At 39.7% G+C, this 19,021-nt stretch carries 18 protein-coding genes; 11 read left to right on the forward strand and 7 right to left on the reverse strand.

Features of this window, described 5'->3' with window-relative positions; translation table 11 throughout:
* The 6 genes from BV375_RS30680 to BV375_RS30700 all read left to right on the forward strand — a co-directional run.
* On the forward strand, nucleotides 1–4,253 hold a 4,253-nt coding region (locus BV375_RS30680), incomplete at its 5' end, for a CHAT domain-containing protein (protein ID WP_086767576.1).
* Nucleotides 4,254–4,256: 3 nt separating this feature from the next.
* Nucleotides 4,257–4,634 (forward strand): hypothetical protein, encoded by a 378-nt coding sequence (locus BV375_RS30685; RefSeq protein ID WP_086767578.1) that lies wholly within the window; start codon nucleotides 4,257–4,259, stop codon nucleotides 4,632–4,634.
* Nucleotides 4,631–6,022 (forward strand): hypothetical protein, encoded by a 1,392-nt coding sequence (locus BV375_RS30690; protein ID WP_086767580.1) that lies wholly within the window; start codon nucleotides 4,631–4,633, stop codon nucleotides 6,020–6,022. Before BV375_RS30685 ends, BV375_RS30690 begins: the two co-directional genes overlap by 4 nt.
* A gap of 126 nt (nucleotides 6,023–6,148) precedes the next feature.
* A complete protein-coding gene (locus BV375_RS30695) occupies nucleotides 6,149–6,874 on the forward strand; it encodes an ABC transporter ATP-binding protein (protein WP_086767582.1) in 726 nt (241 codons plus the stop codon).
* 6 nt (nucleotides 6,875–6,880) lie between these two features.
* Nucleotides 6,881–7,168 (forward strand): hypothetical protein, encoded by a 288-nt coding sequence (locus BV375_RS38460; RefSeq protein WP_243714106.1) that lies wholly within the window; start codon nucleotides 6,881–6,883, stop codon nucleotides 7,166–7,168.
* On the forward strand, nucleotides 7,111–7,314 hold the full coding sequence (locus tag BV375_RS30700; protein ID WP_243714105.1) for a GNAT family N-acetyltransferase: 204 nt from the start codon (nucleotides 7,111–7,113) through the stop codon (nucleotides 7,312–7,314). The genes BV375_RS38460 and BV375_RS30700 overlap by 58 nt, the downstream gene beginning before the upstream one ends.
* Before the next feature lie 139 nt (nucleotides 7,315–7,453).
* Here the strand turns inward: BV375_RS30700 and BV375_RS30705 are convergent, their stop codons facing one another.
* Nucleotides 7,454–7,984: an orange carotenoid protein N-terminal domain-containing protein gene (locus BV375_RS30705; protein WP_086767584.1), complete on the reverse strand. Its 531-nt coding sequence runs from the start codon at nucleotides 7,982–7,984 to the stop codon at nucleotides 7,454–7,456.
* Nucleotides 7,985–8,198: 214 nt separating this feature from the next.
* Between BV375_RS30705 and BV375_RS30710 the strand changes: the two genes are divergently transcribed.
* Nucleotides 8,199–8,573: a hypothetical protein gene (locus BV375_RS30710; protein ID WP_086688420.1), complete on the forward strand. Its 375-nt coding sequence runs from the start codon at nucleotides 8,199–8,201 to the stop codon at nucleotides 8,571–8,573.
* Nucleotides 8,574–8,712: 139 nt separating this feature from the next.
* Here the strand turns inward: BV375_RS30710 and BV375_RS30715 are convergent, their stop codons facing one another.
* Together BV375_RS30715 and queG are read right to left on the reverse strand one after the other, a co-directional pair.
* Nucleotides 8,713–9,348 carry an HAD-IA family hydrolase gene (locus BV375_RS30715; RefSeq protein WP_086767585.1) on the reverse strand — a complete coding sequence of 212 codons (636 nt, stop codon included), beginning with the start codon at nucleotides 9,346–9,348 and terminating at the stop codon, nucleotides 8,713–8,715.
* Nucleotides 9,323–10,297 (reverse strand): tRNA epoxyqueuosine(34) reductase QueG, encoded by a 975-nt coding sequence (gene queG / locus BV375_RS30720; protein ID WP_086767587.1) that lies wholly within the window; start codon nucleotides 10,295–10,297, stop codon nucleotides 9,323–9,325. Before queG ends, BV375_RS30715 begins: the two co-directional genes overlap by 26 nt.
* A 394-nt stretch (nucleotides 10,298–10,691) precedes the next feature.
* On the opposite strand from queG, the gene BV375_RS30725 reads away from it, so the two are divergent.
* Together BV375_RS30725 and BV375_RS30730 are read left to right on the forward strand one after the other, a co-directional pair.
* Nucleotides 10,692–11,051: a hypothetical protein gene (locus BV375_RS30725; protein ID WP_086767589.1), complete on the forward strand. Its 360-nt coding sequence runs from the start codon at nucleotides 10,692–10,694 to the stop codon at nucleotides 11,049–11,051.
* Between the two features lie 269 nt (nucleotides 11,052–11,320).
* A complete protein-coding gene (locus BV375_RS30730; protein WP_086767591.1) occupies nucleotides 11,321–11,743 on the forward strand; it encodes a ketosteroid isomerase family protein in 423 nt (140 codons plus the stop codon).
* A 110-nt stretch (nucleotides 11,744–11,853) separates the two neighbouring features.
* On the opposite strand, the gene BV375_RS30735 is transcribed toward BV375_RS30730, so the two are convergent.
* The 3 genes from BV375_RS30735 to BV375_RS30745 all read right to left on the reverse strand — a co-directional run bounded on the left by BV375_RS30735 (nucleotide 11,854) and on the right by BV375_RS30745 (nucleotide 14,859).
* Nucleotides 11,854–12,279 (reverse strand): anti-sigma regulatory factor, encoded by a 426-nt coding sequence (locus BV375_RS30735; RefSeq protein ID WP_086688415.1) that lies wholly within the window; start codon nucleotides 12,277–12,279, stop codon nucleotides 11,854–11,856.
* A gap of 3 nt (nucleotides 12,280–12,282) precedes the next feature.
* Complete coding sequence (locus BV375_RS30740) at nucleotides 12,283–13,956, reverse strand: SpoIIE family protein phosphatase (RefSeq protein ID WP_086767593.1); 1,674 nt, start codon at nucleotides 13,954–13,956, stop codon at nucleotides 12,283–12,285.
* A 186-nt stretch (nucleotides 13,957–14,142) separates the two neighbouring features.
* On the reverse strand, nucleotides 14,143–14,859 hold the full coding sequence (locus tag BV375_RS30745) for a response regulator transcription factor (RefSeq protein WP_086767595.1): 717 nt from the start codon (nucleotides 14,857–14,859) through the stop codon (nucleotides 14,143–14,145).
* 744 nt (nucleotides 14,860–15,603) lie between these two features.
* Here BV375_RS30745 and BV375_RS30750 point away from each other — a divergent pair.
* Together BV375_RS30750 and ftsE are read left to right on the forward strand one after the other, a co-directional pair.
* Nucleotides 15,604–16,359 (forward strand): WecB/TagA/CpsF family glycosyltransferase, encoded by a 756-nt coding sequence (locus BV375_RS30750; RefSeq protein ID WP_086767597.1) that lies wholly within the window; start codon nucleotides 15,604–15,606, stop codon nucleotides 16,357–16,359.
* A gap of 171 nt (nucleotides 16,360–16,530) precedes the next feature.
* The gene (gene ftsE / locus BV375_RS30755; RefSeq protein WP_086767614.1) at nucleotides 16,531–17,277 is read left to right on the forward strand and encodes a cell division ATP-binding protein FtsE; all 747 of its coding nucleotides are present in this window, start codon (nucleotides 16,531–16,533) and stop codon (nucleotides 17,275–17,277) included.
* 154 nt (nucleotides 17,278–17,431) lie between these two features.
* Here ftsE and BV375_RS30760 read toward each other — a convergent pair whose 3' ends face one another.
* Nucleotides 17,432–18,898, reverse strand: a complete 1,467-nt coding sequence (locus BV375_RS30760; protein ID WP_086767600.1) for a response regulator — start codon at nucleotides 18,896–18,898, stop codon at nucleotides 17,432–17,434.
* Nucleotides 18,899–19,021: the final 123 nt, after the last annotated feature.

Below are 19,021 nucleotides of genomic sequence, written 5' to 3' on the forward strand. Positions count from 1 at the left end.
CCTATCTTAAAAGAATTTTAGGAGATAGAGCCGAAAATATAGAGCAAGCGATCGCAGCTTTTGTTGGAGCATTAGAAATTCATACCCGTACTGCCTTTCCCCAAGAATGGGCAATCATACAATATAATCTGGGGGAGGCTTACCTTAAAAGGATATTAGGTGAAAAAGCCGAGAATCTGGAGTTGGCGATCGCTGCTTATATAAACGTACTAGAAGTTACTCGCAGCAGATTTCCTGAACTATGGGCATTAGTGCAATATAGTCTGGGGATTGCTTACTGTGAGAGAATTTTAGGAGAGCAAGCTGAAAACATCGAACAAGCGATCGCTGCTTTCTCAGGTGCATTGGAAGTTCTTACTCGCAGCGCCTTTGCCGAAGGTTGGGCAGATACGCAATATAAGCTGGGTAATGCTTATCTTAAAAGAATTTTAGGAGATAGAGCCGAAAATATAGAGCAAGCGATCGCTGCTTATACTGCTGCACTAGAAGTTCATACCCAAACTGCTTTTCCTCAAAATTGGGCACAAACGCAAAGAAATCTGGGGGCTGCTTACTTTCACAGAATCAGGGGAGATAAAGCCGAGAATATCGAAATGGTTATTGTTATTTGCACTGCCGCACTAAAAGTTTATACCCGCAATGCTTTTCCCCACAATTGGGCAGATATGCAAAATAATTTGGCCAATGCCTACTATTACAAAATCAAGGGAGATAGAGCCGAGAATATCGAAATGGCGATCGCAGCTTGGAACGCCGCCTTAAAAGTTTACACACGTAGTACCTTTCCCCAAGAATGGGGAAGGGGACAAAATGATCTAGGGCTTGCTTACTTTGAGAGAATATTAGGAGAGCGATCTGAAAATATAGAGATTGCGATCGCAGCTTTCTCAGGTGCATTAGAAGTTCGTACTTGCACCAGCTTTCCCGAACAATGGGCAGATACGCAAAATAATCTAGGTAATGCTTACCTTAAAAGAATCAGGGGAGATAAAGCCGAGAATATAGAAATTGCGATCGCTACTTACACTGCTGTACTTGGTGTTTGTAATCGCACCAGCTTTCCCGAACAATGGGCAAATACGCAAAATAATCTAGGTAATGCTTACCTTGATAGAATCAGGGGAGATAAAGCTGAAAATATCGAAATTGCGATCGCTACTTACACTGGTGTACTCGATGGTTGCAATCGCAACGTCTTCCCAGAAAAATGGGCAATGACGCAATATAATCTAGGATGTGCTTACCTCGATAGAATTAGGGGAGATAGAGCCGAAAATGTAGAAATTGCGATCACAGCATTGTCTGGGGCAATGGAAGTTTTCACCTGCAACGCCTTTCCCCAAAATTGGGCAGAGACGCAACATAATCTGGGATTTGCTTATCACAAGAGAATCAGGGGAGATAAAACTGAAAATATCGAAATTGCGATCGCGGCTTATACTGCTGCACTAGAAGTTTTCACCTGCAACACCTTTCCCCAAAATTGGGCAGAGACGCAAAATAATCTGGGAACTGCTTACCACGAGAGAATATTGGGCGAGAAAGCAGAGAATATTGAAATTGCGATCGCAGCTATTTCTGAAGCAATGGAAGTTTTCACCTACAACGCCTTTCCCCAAAAATGGGCAGATACCCAATATAATCTGGGTAATACTTACCGCGAAAGAATCGAGGGAGCTAAAGCTGAAAATATCGAAATTGCGATCGCGGTTTATACTGCTGCACTAGAAGTTTTCACCCGCAACGCCTTTCCCGAAAATTGGGCAAAAACGCAAGTTAATCTAGGACTGGCTTATTATGACAGAATATTGGGTAATAAAGCCGAGAATTTAGAACGAGCGATTGCAGCTCATACTACTGCACTGGAAGTTTATACCCGTAGCGCCTTTCCCGAAAATTGGGCATTAGCGCAAAATAATCTAGGACTGGCTTACCGTGACAGAATATTAGGTGAGCGAGTCCAAAATATTGAAATGGCGATCGCAGCTTTTTCTGGGGCATTAGAAATCCGTACCCGTAGTGCCTTTCCCCAATACTGGGCAGATACCCAAAATAATTTGGGTACTGCTTACACAAATAGAATATTAGGTGAGCAAGTCCAGAATATTGAAATGGCGATCGCAGCTTTTTCTAAGGCATTAGAAGTTCATACCCGTAGTGCCTTTGCCGAAAAATGGGCAATGACACAAAATAATCTGGGTACTGCTTACAGAGAAAGAATATTGGGTGAGAAAGCCGAGAATATTGAAATGGCGATCGCTGCTTATACTGCGGCACTAGAAGTTCGTACCCGTAACGCCTTTCCTCAAGATTGGGCAAAGACGCAAAATAATTTGGGTGGTGCTTACAGTCAAAGAATATTAGGTGAGCAAGCCGAGAATATTGAAATGGCGCTCGCTGCTTATACTGCGGCACTGGAAGTTTCTACCCGTAGCGCTTTTCCAGATGATTGGGCAATGACGCAATCTAATCTGGGGAATACTTACCTTTACAGAATCAGAGGAAATAAAGCTGAGAATTTAGAACGAGCGATAACTGCTTTTACTGCTGTACTGGAAGTTTACACCCGTACTGTTTTTCCTTACGATCATGTCCAAACTTTATTCATGCTGGGTATTGTCTATCAAGAAGCAAATCAATTTGATTTAGCTTACAGTAAGTTGGCTGCATCCATAAAAATAGTGGAATCTTTGCAAGGAGAAATTGTTTCTGAAGAGGCAAAGCGTAAACAAGCAGAAGCATGGAACAAACTTTATAGACGCATGGTAGAAGTTTGCCTAAAATTAGGCAATATTAAAGAAGCGATTGAATACGTTGAGCGGAGTAAAAACCGTAACTTAGTTGAACTTATTCTCAACCGCGATCTCAACACCTTCTTCCCTCAACAAGTTGTAACTCAACTAGAGCAACTGCGAAACGAAATAGCAATAAGTCAGTATCAACTCCAAAATGGCAAAGCTGAAAATCCAACAGCCCTAGATCAATATCTTCAAGAGTTACGAACCAAACGCCAAGAATTACAAGATCAATACTTGCCTATTGGTTCTGGTTTTAATTTTGACTTATTCCAAGCAACTTTGAATAACAACACAGCGATTATAGAATGGTATATCGCTAGAGAGAGAATTTTCACGTTTGTTATCCAGTCTAATGGACAAGAAGTAAATTTCTGGCAATCTCAACCAGAAGACTTAAACTCTCTGTGGGATTGGCAAATTGAATATATCAGGGACTACGCCGCATACGTAGAAAATAACCAAAACCATCAATGGCAGGATCAGCTAGAAGAACGCCTGAAAAAGTTAGCAGAAATTCTGCATATAGAGGAAATATTAGCCTATATACCTAAACACTGCGACAGACTAATTCTCATTCCCCATCGCTATTTGCACTCGTATCCTCTCCATACTTTACCTGTAGGGCAATCATACTTAATAGATTTATTTTCCAATGGTGTAGGCTATGCCCCTAGTTGCCAATTGCTACAACAATTACAACTCCGCCAACGCCCTGATTTTCAATCTTTGTTTGCCATCCAAAATCCGACTGAAGACTTATATCAAGACTATGAAAAAGATTTAGGAGCAGTTGCAGCTATTAATAAACAGTTTTCTGATTCTTATATTTTGAAGCAAGACAAAGCCAAAAAAGCAGCAATATTCAACTTCAATGAAAATATCAACAATGTGACACTAAATAAAGAATTGCTCAAGGCTAACTGTGCCTTTTTCTTCTGTCACGGTTACTTTAATCCTCTGTCTCCCCTAGATTCTGGTTTACAGTTAGCTGATGGAAACCTGACTTTAGCAGATATCATTACTCACTTCAAACTAGAAAACTGTCGCCTAGTCACTCTTTCAGCTTGCGAAACTGGTATTACAGATTTCACAAGCACTAGTGATGAATACATTGGTTTACCCAGTGGCTTCTTATTAGCAGGTAGTACCAATGTAGTTAGTAGCCTCTGGGCTGTGAATGCTACAGCTACTGCATTATTGATGATTAAATTTTACGAAGAATTACAGCAGCAAAATAATATTACATTAGCTTTAAATACAGCGCAACGATGGCTAAGGGATACTACAGCAACAGGATTTCGAGATTGGCTGAGTAAATCACTACTAAGTTTGGTTTGGCAGATAGAACTGGATAAATACTTTACTCAAATTGAGATAGATAAAGATAAAACTTATAAACCCTTTGAATCGCCTTATTATTGGTCTGCTTTTTGTGCTATAGGTAAAGGAGTTTAAGCGATGTCAATTTACGACAATAATATCCAGGCTTTTATTGAAGTAATTGAACTGCAACCTGATGTGATTTCCACCGACGACTGGGCTGAATTGCAGCAAATTTCTAGTAATTTGTCAGCAGATAAAGAGGAAATTGCCGAATTCATTGAAAATTGGTTGCAACCAGAATCCCGTAGTCAAATTCTCCAAGCTTACAGACAGCAATTAAAATTAATCAGTTCTTCACACCCTATCGATTTAAATATAAATTTAGGAATAGGTGGAAGTAAATCGCCAACTCCACCAAACCAACCTAGCCCATCATCTAAAGAACTTATAGAGAATACTATAAAAAAGAACTCTCCTTTATCTGACAAGCAACAATCTCAGCAACAACCGTGAAGAATTTCAGCCTCAGCCTCTATGCTTTTCATCTCCGCCACACCCTAACTGAACTTCCCGATGAAGTTGTGACAGATGCTAATCTATTGTGGGAAAATCTGGCGAAAGTAGGTGAAAATGCGCTTTTATTTATTGGCTTGAAAGATTTACGCTCAAAATTAATTTGTTATCAAAATAATGTATACGAACCCAAGCGTGAACAAGGAAGAAAAACAGAATGGTTAACTGATGCGGGAAGTTTAGATTTAGGTAGTCTGCCAACAACAGATGGCTTTAAAATTAATGCTAATCTTCAGCCTTTTTTGCTTAACGATACCTACGCAGTTGATTTAACTCTGTTTCCAGAATCACCAAACATCTCAATTGATATACCAAAACTGCAACATTTTAAGCCAATTTCCCTACTACCAGCTAATATTAAACCATCTTTAGGGCAAACATTATGGATTTATGGAGAAGTAAATCCAAATGAAGATTGTGACGCACTAGCTCAACAATTTACTACAGCTTTAGTAGCAGGTACAAATTTAAATCCGGTGCAGATAAATAAAGGAGAACTTTTTGGTAGTCTGTTATTTGAATACCAAGCACTTGACCCCAATGAACCAGATAATCCAGCTAAACAATGTCAGATTTCAATAATAATCAACAATAGTCAGTCTTCAACAGTAACACTTGCAGAAACTGCCTATGATTGGTTGCTAAATTTACTTTGTAGCTATCATAAAATACTTTACATTTACCACCTAGCTCGTCAACGCTACCGAGAAGCGAGAACAATTTATAGCGATTTAGAAAAGAAAATACAAAAATTTAACAGCCTGCAAAGTAACTCGCAAATCCAATTAACTGACTTAAAAAGCTTAATGGCAGAGATTCCCCAAAAAAGCTTTGATTACACCCAATGTTTGCAAGATTTACAAACGCACCACACAGCAATTACTACTAACATTACTAATTACAAAATTTGCTTAGATAAAATTCAAACTATTGGTAACGGGAACAGTCCCCAATCCTGGCAAGATTTTCTGCAAAAAGACTGTCATAAATGGCAAGAACAAATCCAAACAGATATTAACTATCTTGCTCCAGGTAAAGAACTATTTGGGCAACTGGTTGATACTATCCGAGGTATAGTAGAAACACAACAAGCCGAGAGCGATCGCTCTTTAGAACGGACAATTCAAATCTTAGGCATCGGCTTTGGTGGCGGTGCAATAATCTCCAGTGTAGTCGTCCAACATATCGACAAACTCAACAAGCCTTTAGCAGCTATATCTCCTGATAACCAACCTCATCCCTTTTACGCATCCTTGCTTTTAAGTTTTTTTGCTACATTGTTATTTATCGCCTTGGGTTGGTTAATCACCAAACGCAGTAGGACATAAGGGAGATAAACAATTCAAAATCGCGAAGCGTTGCGAGCGCAGCGAAGCAATCTGAAATGTTTTTGCCTATTGCCTTCTTGCCAAACAACGAATGACAAATACCCAATGACAAATAACAAATGACAAATGACATATAACAAATCACCAATCATTCGTTTAGAAAATATCTATAAAATCTATGGTAGTGGTGAAACTGAAGTCAAAGCACTCAATGATGTGAATTTGACTATTAATGAAGGCGAGTATTGTTCAATTATGGGCCCTTCTGGTTCCGGTAAATCCACAGCCATGAATATTATCGGCTGTCTAGATCGCCCCACCTCTGGGAGTTACTATCTAGATAACCTTGATGTAGCGCAAATGGAAGATAAAGCATTGGCGCACATTCGCAACATCAAACTAGGGTTTGTATTTCAACAATTCCACCTATTACCTCAACTCACAGCCCTAGAAAATGTCATGCTGCCAATGGCGTATGCTGGAATCAATGCTAACGAAAGACGCGATCGCGCTACCGAAGCCTTGATTAAAGTCGGCTTAGAAAAGCGTCTCAACAATAAACCCACTCAACTATCTGGTGGACAACAACAAAGAGTAGCGATCGCCCGGGCCATTGTCAACCGTCCCGTCGTCCTCCTAGCCGATGAACCTACTGGCGCACTAGATTCACGCACTACCCAAGAAGTAATGGATATATTTAGCGAATTGAACGCCAGTGGAATTACAGTAGTTATGGTCACCCATGAACCAGATGTGGCGCGTCAAACTCAGCGTATTGTTTGGTTCCGCGATGGTGAAGTTGTTCACTCTTATTTAACTCCAGCCGATTTAACTCATTTGGCTGCATCGTGAACTATTGTGATTACCTACAAACTTCATTTAGAAAATGTCGATTGGGAGGAGATGAAAGCCACACTCAGTCAGGATAACTTTGACAACGGCAGAACTCCTGAGCAACTCAAAATATCCTTTACCAATAGTTATCGTACTTGCATTGCTTATGCAGGCGATGTCATAGACAAACCGCTACGCGTTTACGCATCATTGGTACAGCACGTGTACTATCGGATGGTATTTGTAATGCTTACATCGTTGATGTCTGGACATTCACTCCTTACCGTCGCCAAGGAATTGCTAGTACAATGATGCGAATACTATTAGATGAATTGCCTGGTCAACACGTCTGTTTATTTACTGATGATGTTGTAGATTTTTACCAACAACTTGGTTTTAAAAAACTAGAAACTTGCTTGGAGAAAGTAGTTGGTAAATGGCTAGTTAATGACCATTAGATATAAAATAATATCATTTTGGAGCAATTATTAATTACGAATTTAACATCAAAATATATTTCTGTTTATTAAACACTAAATCTTATGTTTTTATGGCTAATAACTGGTTTATAGTTATTAGCCTTGACATCGTTACCAATTACAAACTTGATGTTTTGCCAGTTTGTGCTTGTGTTTCAATAGGCTTGACATCACTGTAGCCCATATTGCCTGCGATCGTTCGCAGCACAGAAATTTGCTCTTCAAATTCTAATCCTTCAAGTTGGGAAAGTAGATTGTCAATACTATCTGTAGTTTCATAATCGTCTGGGATATCAACTATCTTATCTCCCATACCTACAGCCCAAGCATACCAGACCAATAGCTGATTATTTTCTTTTATAGCGCCATATGCACGAGAATAATCTGTAGCCTCGCGATTAACAATTTGGCGCATAATCGCCAATTGCTCTTCATCTGATAACTCCAAATAATCTCCTAGCAAGATTGGTGCTAAATTAGGTTCGGCAGCAGCAGGCGCAGCGGGAGTAATAGAATCCCCCATTTTTTCATAAACAAAATACAGCCATGCTAATTTAGCGTCGGTATCTAAGGCATTAAAAGCTTCTACTGTTTTTTGAGTTTCATTAGTCAGAGCTTGAGAAATGTTTTTATCTTGGCTAGCTGTCATTGTTAATCTCCAAGGCAATTTAACTTATTAAACTTAGGGTTAACAGAGTTTAAGAATTAGAATCTACCCCCAATGGAAAGAGATTTATTATGCGCAACTTGCAGATTTTATCTATCTTTTAATAGAAGTAAGAATATCTCCCAAGGTGCCAATGATATGACAGATGGCTTTGATACGATGACTTCAGCAAGTAAAAAATACCTAGGAGTGATTTATGCCTGATGAAGTAAAGCCCAATGTCAACGAAGCTCCTACCCATGACGCACAATTAGCAGCTGAAAACATAGCTGCTGGCGAAGAAGAAGCGCCAAAGGTAGACTTTGAAGCTGATTACGCGGCTGCACAGCAATTTAGTGTAAGTGAGGTTGACCGCACAGGTGAAGGTGCTAAAGCAGCCCAAGCAGCAACAGCGCCTCAACACGAAGTTTCAAAACCAGAAGAAGTCAGAACTGAAGCGCAAGCAACTGGTAATCCTGATGATTATGCAGATATGGCTAAGGACGTTGGTGGTTCTAAAACAGAAGGTGTAACTAACGTCGATGATGATTTAGTAGAAAAAGCTTTAGAAAAGGGCCAATCAAAAAATTAACTTCAATCAATAGTCAAAAGTCCTTAGTTATAAAGGACTTCCAATCACAGCTATTTTCAGGTACATAACCTACGGGCTAAGGGCACAGCATTGCTGTGCCCTTACGATAGCTGTAGTTCAAAACTACTAATTACTTTGACTATTGATTAATTAAAATTCTTAAAAGCTCACTCGGATGGTGAATCAAAAAGTCTGGTTTTTGTTTGGCTAGAACTTCTGGTGAATTAAATCCCCAAGTGACTGCAATCACCTTGATATTAGCTTTTTTCGATGCTTCTATATCTCTGGTTTCATCTCCAACATAAATAACTTCTTGGGGTTTAAGTTGCTTTTGCCTTAATACATTATTGATGATAGTTGTTTTGCCAAAAATTGTAACGCCTGAATATATAAAGTCGAATAAACTACCTAAATCATTGATTTTGAGGAATTCAGTTACATTATCTTTAGAATTAGAAGTGATAATTCCAAGTTTATACCCGTGAGCCTTAAGTTCGATTAAGGCTTCTTTCATGCCTGGTATAGGTTTAAATTCATGAATCTTATTTTTTAATTCAGATTTAACTTTTTTAAGTAAAAAAGGAATCTTTAAAACAGAAATACCTGAGTACTTAATAATTTCTCGAGAAGTTAAGTTTCTGAGGAGAGCTAACTCCTGAGGAGTTATTTGTACATAATCAAACTCTAAAGCCAAACGATTAGCAATACTTACAAGAGCATGTACTGTATCTGCAATCGTGCCATCAAAATCAAAAATAATTACTTTCTGCGTCATTCTGTTGCCTAGATGCGTCTAGATTAGCACGGGCATTACGTCGTAACATTTCTGGTTTAATCCGCCGCAAGGCTGAGGCCGGAAATTGTTGCTCCCACTCCTCATCTGTGATTTCTGCTAATTCTATCAGTTTGGGTGCCAGATTCCCAGGATAAGGATTAAATTCTGCCACATCAGTGCCCTGGGCGAAACGTAGATTCCACGGGCAAACATCTTGGCAGATATCACAACCTGCAACCCAGCCTTGTAAATTTGATTTGACTGTTTCTGGTAATTTTTCTGCCCGATTTTCAATCGTATGATATGCAATGCAGCGATTAGCATCTACTACATAAGGACTAGTAATTGCATTAGTAGGACAAGCGTCAAGACAGCGAGTACAGGTTCCACAATGTTCTGTAGATGGGCGATCGCTTTCTAGTTCCAGATTAGTAAAAATCTCTCCCAAAAATACCCACGAACCATACTCTCGCGTAATCACATTTCCGTTCTTGGCAATCCAACCAATACCAGCTTTTTGTGCCCATACTTTATCCTGTACGGGGCCTGTATCTGCATAATAACGAGCCTGAATACCTTCACCAAGTAATTGTAGCCAAGTACTCAATGCCTTGAGTTTCTTGTGCATCACCTTGTGATAATCTCTCCCCCAGCCATAGCGAGAAATCTTGGCGTATTCCTCACCTTTAGGATGTTGATGAGGTGTGTAGTAATTCAGAGCCACACAAACAAGCGATCGCACTTCTGGCATTACTAAGCGAATATCCTGACGCTTCGGGTTAGCCATCCATTCCATGTCAGCGTTATATCCTAGTGATATCCATGCTTGCAACCGCTGCGCCGCTGTCTCATCTACCCCATCTACAGCAGCAATTCCAGCTTTGTGAAACCCTAACTCTTTGGCTTTTTCTTTGATCGCATCGCTGCTGATTACGGCATATTTACTCATTTATCTTAGGTAAATTTTGCTTAATCTATGCCTATTTGATTATAATGCATACAGCCAATAGCACTGTTAAATAACTTTTATTTCCAGTTTATTAATAAATAATCCGAAATATAAAGCAACCCAGAATGTTGCAAGTCTTCCCAGCAATTGAGTGTTAGCAACCTTTGATAATTGCAGGCTAAGCACTTTCAATCTTTAATATTTTCTCTGTTGTTGTGGGACTTGTGAAAAAGACTCAGCTCATGCTGCGGGACAAGATTTTATGCAGATGTTTTGTAATCTGTTAGGCGGCGAGTCCGTACATTGTGGTATCTGTCCTTTCAATGAATTCGGTGATGTCTTTGAAATTAACGATACTTATCATTAGGTCAAAATTTTCTTCTAAAAGCAAAAAATGATGCTTATAAATCGATTATTTAAAGGACTTGCTGTTGTATTGACACTAATAGGAGGCATAGTAATTATTTGGTTAGTAGTTAACTTAGTACAGTCGCAGCTTAGAATATTGTCCCCTCGTCTTGAAGGTGGTTCTTTAGGCATAGGGCTTACTTTAGGTTTTCAGGCTCAAAAGACTCAACTAAATCTCATACTTTTGTTCATTGCTAGCGCAGTTGAGACTGCCTTATTCTGGCTACTAGTAGTTCTTGATATTATCTCTCGATACCGTGGTTTAATAGCTACTTTAACCTTGTTTATTTTCGTTGGAATTGTCGTTTTTATTGTTTACAGTCAGTATTTAAAGATATTAGGTTAAGTTTTTGTTGTGAGGATATTTAACACTCCAATACTGTCAGTGCGAGTAAAGCCTACACCACTGATACGGTAAAGGTGAGTACGCAAGTCAAAAATGGGGGCATTAATTATGCAACGCTAAAAATTTATAGTGTAGATGCGCCACAGATTTACAACCTCCATCCAGAGGAAGAATTACTTTGAAATTAAGAATCTATCCCATTAGCAGCTTTTTTTTTACCTGCTTTTGGCGTGAAATTAATCTTTAGCTAGCGTAATCAAGGAAATTTTATGACACAGCCAAGTGTTGTGGAAAATGTCACCGAAGAATTCTCAATAGAGGGAATTACAGAAAGCAGCATACTGCGTTACTTTCAAAGTTTGAATGCAGGAGAATTTGCGGCAACAGCTGCCTTGTTTGCAGAAGATGGTACTATGTATCCACCATTTGAATCTGGTTTTGTCGGTCCAGATGCGATCGCTGGATATCTAGAAAAAGAGGCTCAGGATATTAAAGCCGATCCACACAAAGGAATTACCGAGATTTTAGAAAATGAGCAAATTCAAGTTCAGGTAGCAGGCAAAGCCAAAACTTCCTGGTGTAGTGTTAACGTTTTATGGGTATTTATACTCAATCAACAACGACAAATTACAGCAGCCAAAATTAAGCTTTTAGCTTCTCCTCAAGAGTTACTTGCGTTGCGTCGCGATTAATTAGCTAGCAGCCAAGTTAATTCACTACCAGTAAGTACAAAAATTCTTGTTTGAATTTTGAATTGTTTTAACTTTGGCTAGCGATAGTTCTGATGAGCACACAGGGAGTTTCAAGTAACTAGTTCTGGTAAGGTAGCTTCTAACTTCAAACAGTTAGCACCATCTACTTGCAACTGATACTCTACCTTATCCATCAAACGATTCATAATCAGCCAACCGTAGCCACCTTCTTGTTTTTCTAGAGGGTTTGGCGGAAAGTAAGTAGACATATCGAAGCCTTCGCCATAGTCCCATACTTCTAAAGCGAGATCCCGGTCTTTCAGTTCTAAACGTAGTAAAACTGGCAAATTAGCCTGTTCTTTGTGGGCATGACGCACTACATTAGAGTAGGCTTCAACCAAAGCTAGTCGCAAACGACTTGATTGCCGTGACCAATCAACCGATTCTCCTAACTGGATTTTCAAGCATCCCAGCAACCAGTTTTCAACGATATTTAAAAAATTTAAGTCACTTGGTACATGCAGCTCACTTTTCATTACTTACAAAACCTCCATTGAGAGTATAGTTTGATCGTCTTCTTGAACTGGGTTGTTTGCTTGGATGCGAGTGAGTAAATTGCCAAGAGAGAGTGGTTTTGGTTCCTGTTGTAACAGTTGCCAAAGTCCGTCTTGATTCAGCATAGATCGGCTAAAGGGCTGACCGCCATCTTCAGCATTTTTACAGTTAAATACAGTATTTGATACCATTGCCTCAGTAATTCCATCACTAGCTAACAGCAGGGTATCTTTAGGATTCAGTACTAAGCGACCAGACTCTGCCTGCCACTTAGGTAAGATACCTAAGGGAACGCTACGAACCTTGAGATAATGGGGTTGTGCGTCCGCAGTCGTGGGTGACGCCCATAGTAAAGGATAGATGTGACCAGCATTGGCATAGACTAGTTCTTTCGTGCTTGGGCTATAACAAGCTAGGACGAGTGTGATAAAGCAATTGTTGCTAATCAAGTCATCGCACATAGCATGATTAAGATTCTGCATAACTATATTCGGCTCAGCTGGGGTTTCTTGAGATAATTCCCGCCGTAATACCGAAATCGCACTAGCCATGAACAAAGCTGCTGGCACACCTTTACCGGAAACATCACCTACTGCTAGCCATAAGTTCCCTTTCGGATGAACAAACACTTCAAAAAAATCTCCTCCTACTTCCCGAGCCGCATAGCAGCAAGCTTGCACTTTCACGCCCTTAATTTCAGGTAAACTTTGTCGTAGCAGGTTATTTTGAATTTGGCGAGCTACTTCTAATTCAGCTCTGATTTGGTGCTGTTTTTCTTGGAGGCGCTGATATAGTTTTGCTTGGGAAAGGGCTAAGGCTGCTTGTTCAGCAACGCCGGCAATTAGTTGAATGTCTTCATCTTGCCAGGAATGATCGTGTCCTCTTTGATAAAGGGCAAGAACAGCTAGCAGGTGTTGCTGGTAAGACAAAGGCACAACCAGTTGGTGCCAAGGGTTACTCTCATCTGTACTTTGAGTAAGTTGATACTGACGAGTTTCCAGCACTTTTTCAATTAAATAGCCAGGGTCGAAAACGAAATTTGAGGTATTGAAATTAGGATCTTGGTAGGAGAACAGATCTGATGTTAGGCAATCGCCCTCTACTGGTTTGAGAAAGCAACAAGTAGTTTCAAATGCTTCTCCAATAGTTGCTACAATCTTTTGCAACATGCTGTCGTAATCTAACGACTCTCGGATTGCTGTGGTTACAGCATTAAACAAAGATTCTCGCCGCAAAGCGCGGCGCAACTCTTGAGTGCGTTGCTTAACTAAACGATAGGTATCAGTAGCTTGTTCAACAAGCGCTTTCAGCCTTTGGGGATTCCAAGGTTTAGTGATGTACTTGAATACCTGACCTGAGTTAATTGCATCCACCAAGTCTTCAACATCAGTAAACCCAGTCAGCAAAATGCGAATTGTATCTGGAAAACGCTCTACTGTGCGGCTCAAGAATTCAGTGCCGTTCATTTCTGGCATTCTTTGGTCAGAAATAATCACAGCCATCTCGCCTTCTTTGTCTAGGATTTCTAGTGCACTAAGGGCATGATTGGCTTGATATACTTCAAAATCTCGTCTAAAAGTGCGGTAGAGTAAATCTAAGTTATCCGGCTCATCATCTACCACCATGAGCTTAAGTTTGCATACCTCTATTTCAGTCATATTTGACTTTAACTTTTTAGATACTTGAATGACAAATTAGTGTAATTTTTATCACACTTAATAAATAATGGCATAATCAAAAACTAACTCTATTAGAGAAGTTACCCACTTTGAACTGAATATTTCTGTTAAAGCTGTAAATTTCTCTGAAAATATGCTTGAGAGGCTAAATTTCTAGAGTTAATGCTACCCGACCAGCCCAGAACGCAAGGCGCGAACTGCGGCTTGGGTGCGATCGTCAGCACACAACTTGTTCAAAATATTCCGGACGTGAGTTTTCACCGTCCCTACTGTGATGTAAAGTCTCTCTGCGATCACTGCATTGCTACAACCTTCGACAATCAACTGTAACACTTCTAATTCTCTTTCTGTGAGGATGTAAGGATCTATATGCTCCTGAGTCTCCCCAGACTCAGAATTATTAATGTGAGATTTTGTATTTAATGATACTGTATCTTGTTTTGCTGGATTTTGTTGTGCTTGTTGTAATACAATCCTGGCGATCGCAGGATCGATCCAAGCGTTGCCATTGTAAGTTACTCGCACTGCTTCCAGCAAATTATCGAATTTAATATCCTTCATACAGTAAGAATCAGCCCCAGCTGCAAAAGCTGCTAGTACTGCTTCTTTGTTATCACGTAGTGTCAAAATTAACACCTTAGTTCTTAACTCTGCGCCACTAGTCGACTTCAACTCACGTGTCAGCTCAATGCCATCTTTATCTGGTAAGCCAATATCGACAATCGCAATATCCGGTTGTAGCGTTTTGAGCATTTTTAGACCTTCCGCAGCATTGGCAGCTTCTCCTACAACTTCAATTTCTTCTTTTTGCAGTAGTGCTGTCCGAATACCCACACGGGTGAGGTCATGATCTTCAATTAGAGCAATACGAATTCTACTCATAGTCAACTTCCGCCCGTTACACTACCTTAACTGTAAAACCGAGTTTACTTAGAACCTGTAGGAGATGCAGTTGTAAGAGATCTGTACAAAACTGTAGAAGTGCTTTGTGAGCCAAGCTAACACGCAAAGGCATTACCAGTACCACAGCATTCACTTCCTTAGGGAACATTACTATTCAATAATAGAATCAAGAGGGATAGACCCTAACTCTAAGGGTTTGGCTCAATTAGTGAAATTATGCTTGCTATTGATATAGGCTGACAAAAGCTCATAGACAAAGCGAGCTATTCCCAATATGTTTAGATTGCAGGTGAACTATTTTCCTCAAAGCGACTTCGGGTAGAGTAGTTTCCCCAAAAGGAGTTAGCTTGAAACTAACGACCTTATGCTAAGAGTATACTGGCTAGGATGAGGCTTGCGTTATCTTTAGCGACTGCTGACATTTATTCAAACATCTGCTGAATAAAAAGCTGCAAATTTTTTTGCTCATCTAGCTTTTAACAATTGCATTAGTCTTATTACTTAGTTAACTACCTATTTTATATAAGATATATTTATTACTATATATAATCAATATACAGTCTTCATACAAGCTTTTGAATCACCCTCGGAAGATAATTTACTTAGTTTTATCGATGCCAGAAACGAATTATATGTTGCTAAAATTACAACAGCCAATATATTAAAAAATTTGATAGACTAACGTTCGTGAGACTGTGGTGTGAGCCTAAGTAAAAATCAGCTATGTCTAAACCGCCTAAAGCGTTTTCAGTGTTGGGAATACCAGTTCATGTGATGGCTAACTATCCAAGCTGGTTAATAGAATGCCTGCAACAAGGTAGAGGAACTCATGTGGTTACGCTCAATGCAGAAATGACTATGCAGGCAGAGCGTAATAGTTCCTTAGCTACAATCATTCAAAATGCTGAGTTAGTCATTCCAGATGGAGCAGGAGTAGTTCTGTATTTGCGATGGCTATTATGGCAAAAAGTGCAACGTTGTCCTGGTATTGAACTAGCAGAAACACTCTTACGAGAACTAGGACAACAGCATACAAGCACTAAGGTGTTTTTCTATGGAGGAGCACCTGGGGTAGCCGCAAAAGCAGCAGAGTTTTGCCAACGACAAATTCCTAGTTTGAACATAGCAGGGACTCACTCTGGCTACCATTCTCCCGAAGAAGAAGAAAAATTGCGAGAAACTCTCAGCCAATTGCAGCCACAAGTCATTTTTGTGGGTTTGGGAGTACCACGTCAAGAGTTATGGATTGCTCAAAACCGCTATCTGTGTCCGCAAGCAATTTGGATTGGTGTTGGTGGTAGTTTCGATATTTGGTCTGGGACGAAAACCCGCGCTCCGGCTTGGTTAGGAAATAATAATTTAGAGTGGCTGTATCGCCTTTATCAAGAGCCTTGGCGCTGGCGGCGGATGTTGGCTTTGCCAGAGTTTGCTCTCAAAGCTTTTGTTTATCACTTGACTGCAAGAGGTGCAATTAGTTAGTTACTGGCAGAAAAACTCTGAGTCCCGAGTTGTTAGTGGTAATTACTTAGTATTAAGGTGCTCAAAAAACTGAGATTTTTGTTTGGAAATTTGTGATTCCTAGGTCATGCCTGGGAATCATTATTTTGTATGGAATTTCAAATCTTGGATCTCATTTCTAACAATTCAGTAATGCCAGTATTAACGAATCAGCCAACGAATCACAAAGTTGTTCCTAAAGAGGACAATGACAACCAAAAGCATAGTAGCAATAGTGCTGCAATCTTGCAATTGTGTTCAGTCACAAAAACCTACACCAACGGCTGTCATGCTTTGTTGGATGTGAACTTAGAAGTAAAAAAGAAAGAATTTTTATTTATCACAGGACCAAGTGGTTCTGGGAAATCAACTCTGTTGAAACTACTGTATGGCCAAGAGTTAGCCACACAGGGCGAAGTGATTGTTGATGAGTGCAACATGGCGGATATGCGAGGCGATCGCTTGTCATTGCTGCGGCGACGCATTGGCATTGTGTTTCAAGACTACAAACTAATTCCCCAACGCACAGTGGCAGAAAATGTGACTTTTGTACTACAAGCTCAAGGGTATACCCGCAAAGAAATCCAACGCCGTTTAGAACCGACATTAAAGCTGGTAGGTTTGCTTTCTAAAGCTGATTGCTTTCCAGATCAACTTTCTGGTGGAGAGCAACAACGGGTGAGCATTGCTAGGGCGATTGTTGGAACACCACCACTGCTTTTGGCAGATGAACCCACGGGAAACCTCGATCCAGATAATTCTTGGCAAGTAATACAAATTCTCCAAAAGTTAAATTCCTTTGGCGCAACAGTAATTGTTACTACCCACGATGAACAATTAGTTCGCAGGTGCAATCATCCCGTAGTACAAGTTCGCAATGGATGCCTATCTCGCAAATAGTAACAAGATTAATCTAGATAAATCTAAACTCCAGTTGTAAATAAGAGGTATTCATCACATAAATAAGCAATATTACTTGATATGAAAATTACAGATGCTAGGCATTTTTCCTAATTTCTCTACTGTCCGTATCATCCATGCTACTAGGTAATGCCTATATCTGAGCTATGAAAGGAGATGCTTGACTCTGTATAGAGTTTTGAGATAAATCCAGACTTTCACACCAAATAGAAGCAGACAAGTTTTTTTGGTGAATTGGAATTTCAATTACAAACTCTGCACCTTTTCCCGGATTAGAGATACAGTACAACGAGCCATTGTGTTTTTCAACTACAATCTGATGGCTAATCGACATCCCTAACCCTGTTCCTTTACCCGCAGGTTTAGTTGTGAAGAAAGGATCGAACAATCGCTTTTGGACTGCTGCTGTGATTCCTGGCCCATTATCAGCAATCCGAATCGCAATGCGATCGCTTCCGATAATCTCTGTATGAATCCGAATTATCGGCGATAGGCTAGAACCAAAAGTCTCGGTATTCCCCATTAACTCTTCCAAAGCGTCAATTGCATTGCTAAGGACATTCATAAAAACCTGGTTCATTTTCCCCGCAAAGCACTCAACTGGAGGTAAATTACCATATTCTTTAATTACTTGAATAGCTCGATAGCCTGGTTTCGCCTTCAAGCGATGGTCAATCATCATTAGCGTACTATTTAACCCTTCGTGGATATCGACTGTTTTGACTTCAGCTTCATCATGGCGAGAGAAATTGCGAAAAGATTGGACTATTTCCTGAATCCTTTGAGTTCCGAGTGCCATTGAAGAGACAATTTTTGGTAAATCTAAGCTGAGAAACTCTAGATCGATTTCTTTGCTTTTCTTTAATATCTCTGGAGTGGGTTGAGGAAATTGAGTCTGATAGAGGTTGATGAGTTCTAACAAATCCCTAATATAGCAACTTGCATGTTCAAGATTGCCATGTATAAAATTGATTGGATTATTAATTTCATGTGCAACACCTGCAACTAACTGACCTAATGTAGTTAATTTTTCTGTCTCAATTAGCTTAACTTGAGCTTTTTGTAAATCGTGCAGTGCTTGAGAGAGTTCTTTTGTTCTTTTTGCCACTCGTTGTTCTAATTCTTGAGTAAGTTTCTGCAAAGCCAATTCGGTTGCAGCTCGTTCTTCAATTTCTTGTTGAAGAAGTCCATTTTGTTTTTCCAAAGCTCTACTAATATTTTGCAGCTTTAGGTGAATTTGAATACGGGCTAAGGCCTCTGGTTGCTGAAATGGCTTGGTAATATAGTCCACAGCACCTAAAGAAAGACCCTTAACCTTATCTACTGGGTCAGTAAGGGCAGTCATAAAAACGATCGGAATATGTTGTGTTTTTGGATTTGCCTTTAATCTAGAGCATGTTTCAAATCCGTCAATTCCTGGCATCATTACATCTAACAAAATCAGTTCTGGTGGGTCATATTCAACTTGCTTAATTGCACTTTCCCCGTTAGTTGCAACTGCCACATCAAATCCTGCTTCTGTAAGAGCTTCCGAAAGTACTTCTAAATTTGTAGGAGTATCGTCAACGATTAATATTAAATTTGTATCTTGGTTTTGCATCTTTTTATCTTTAAATTCTTATTTAATTGAATTTTTTGAAAATCGATATATTATAAAAGTGAGAAAACTATGATTAGCCTGCGTAGTAGAAATAAGAGTTAATAAAAATAAGCCTGTGCTGCT

Source organism: Nostoc sp. 106C (assembly GCF_002154725.1).
Classification (GTDB): Bacteria; Cyanobacteriota; Cyanobacteriia; order Cyanobacteriales; family Nostocaceae; genus Aulosira.

What these genes read in the sequence shown, in the direction of transcription:
- BV375_RS30760 (WP_086767600.1), bottom strand. Translation starts at nt 18,898, where the DNA reads ATGCAAAACCAAGATACAAATTTAATATTAATCGTTGACGATACTCCT.
- BV375_RS30725 (WP_086767589.1), top strand. Translation starts at nt 10,692, where the DNA reads ATGATGCTTATAAATCGATTATTTAAAGGACTTGCTGTTGTATTGACA.
- queG (WP_086767587.1), bottom strand. Translation starts at nt 10,297, where the DNA reads ATGAGTAAATATGCCGTAATCAGCAGCGATGCGATCAAAGAAAAAGCC.
- BV375_RS30705 (WP_086767584.1), bottom strand. Translation starts at nt 7,984, where the DNA reads ATGACAGCTAGCCAAGATAAAAACATTTCTCAAGCTCTGACTAATGAA.
- BV375_RS30710 (WP_086688420.1), top strand. Translation starts at nt 8,199, where the DNA reads ATGCCTGATGAAGTAAAGCCCAATGTCAACGAAGCTCCTACCCATGAC.
- BV375_RS30695 (WP_086767582.1), top strand. Translation starts at nt 6,149, where the DNA reads ATGACATATAACAAATCACCAATCATTCGTTTAGAAAATATCTATAAA.
- BV375_RS30740 (WP_086767593.1), bottom strand. Translation starts at nt 13,956, where the DNA reads ATGACTGAAATAGAGGTATGCAAACTTAAGCTCATGGTGGTAGATGAT.
- BV375_RS30715 (WP_086767585.1), bottom strand. Translation starts at nt 9,348, where the DNA reads ATGACGCAGAAAGTAATTATTTTTGATTTTGATGGCACGATTGCAGAT.
- ftsE (WP_086767614.1), top strand. Translation starts at nt 16,531, where the DNA reads ATGCCAGTATTAACGAATCAGCCAACGAATCACAAAGTTGTTCCTAAA.
- BV375_RS30685 (WP_086767578.1), top strand. Translation starts at nt 4,257, where the DNA reads ATGTCAATTTACGACAATAATATCCAGGCTTTTATTGAAGTAATTGAA.
- BV375_RS30750 (WP_086767597.1), top strand. Translation starts at nt 15,604, where the DNA reads ATGTCTAAACCGCCTAAAGCGTTTTCAGTGTTGGGAATACCAGTTCAT.
- BV375_RS30745 (WP_086767595.1), bottom strand. Translation starts at nt 14,859, where the DNA reads ATGAGTAGAATTCGTATTGCTCTAATTGAAGATCATGACCTCACCCGT.
- BV375_RS30735 (WP_086688415.1), bottom strand. Translation starts at nt 12,279, where the DNA reads ATGAAAAGTGAGCTGCATGTACCAAGTGACTTAAATTTTTTAAATATC.
- BV375_RS30730 (WP_086767591.1), top strand. Translation starts at nt 11,321, where the DNA reads ATGACACAGCCAAGTGTTGTGGAAAATGTCACCGAAGAATTCTCAATA.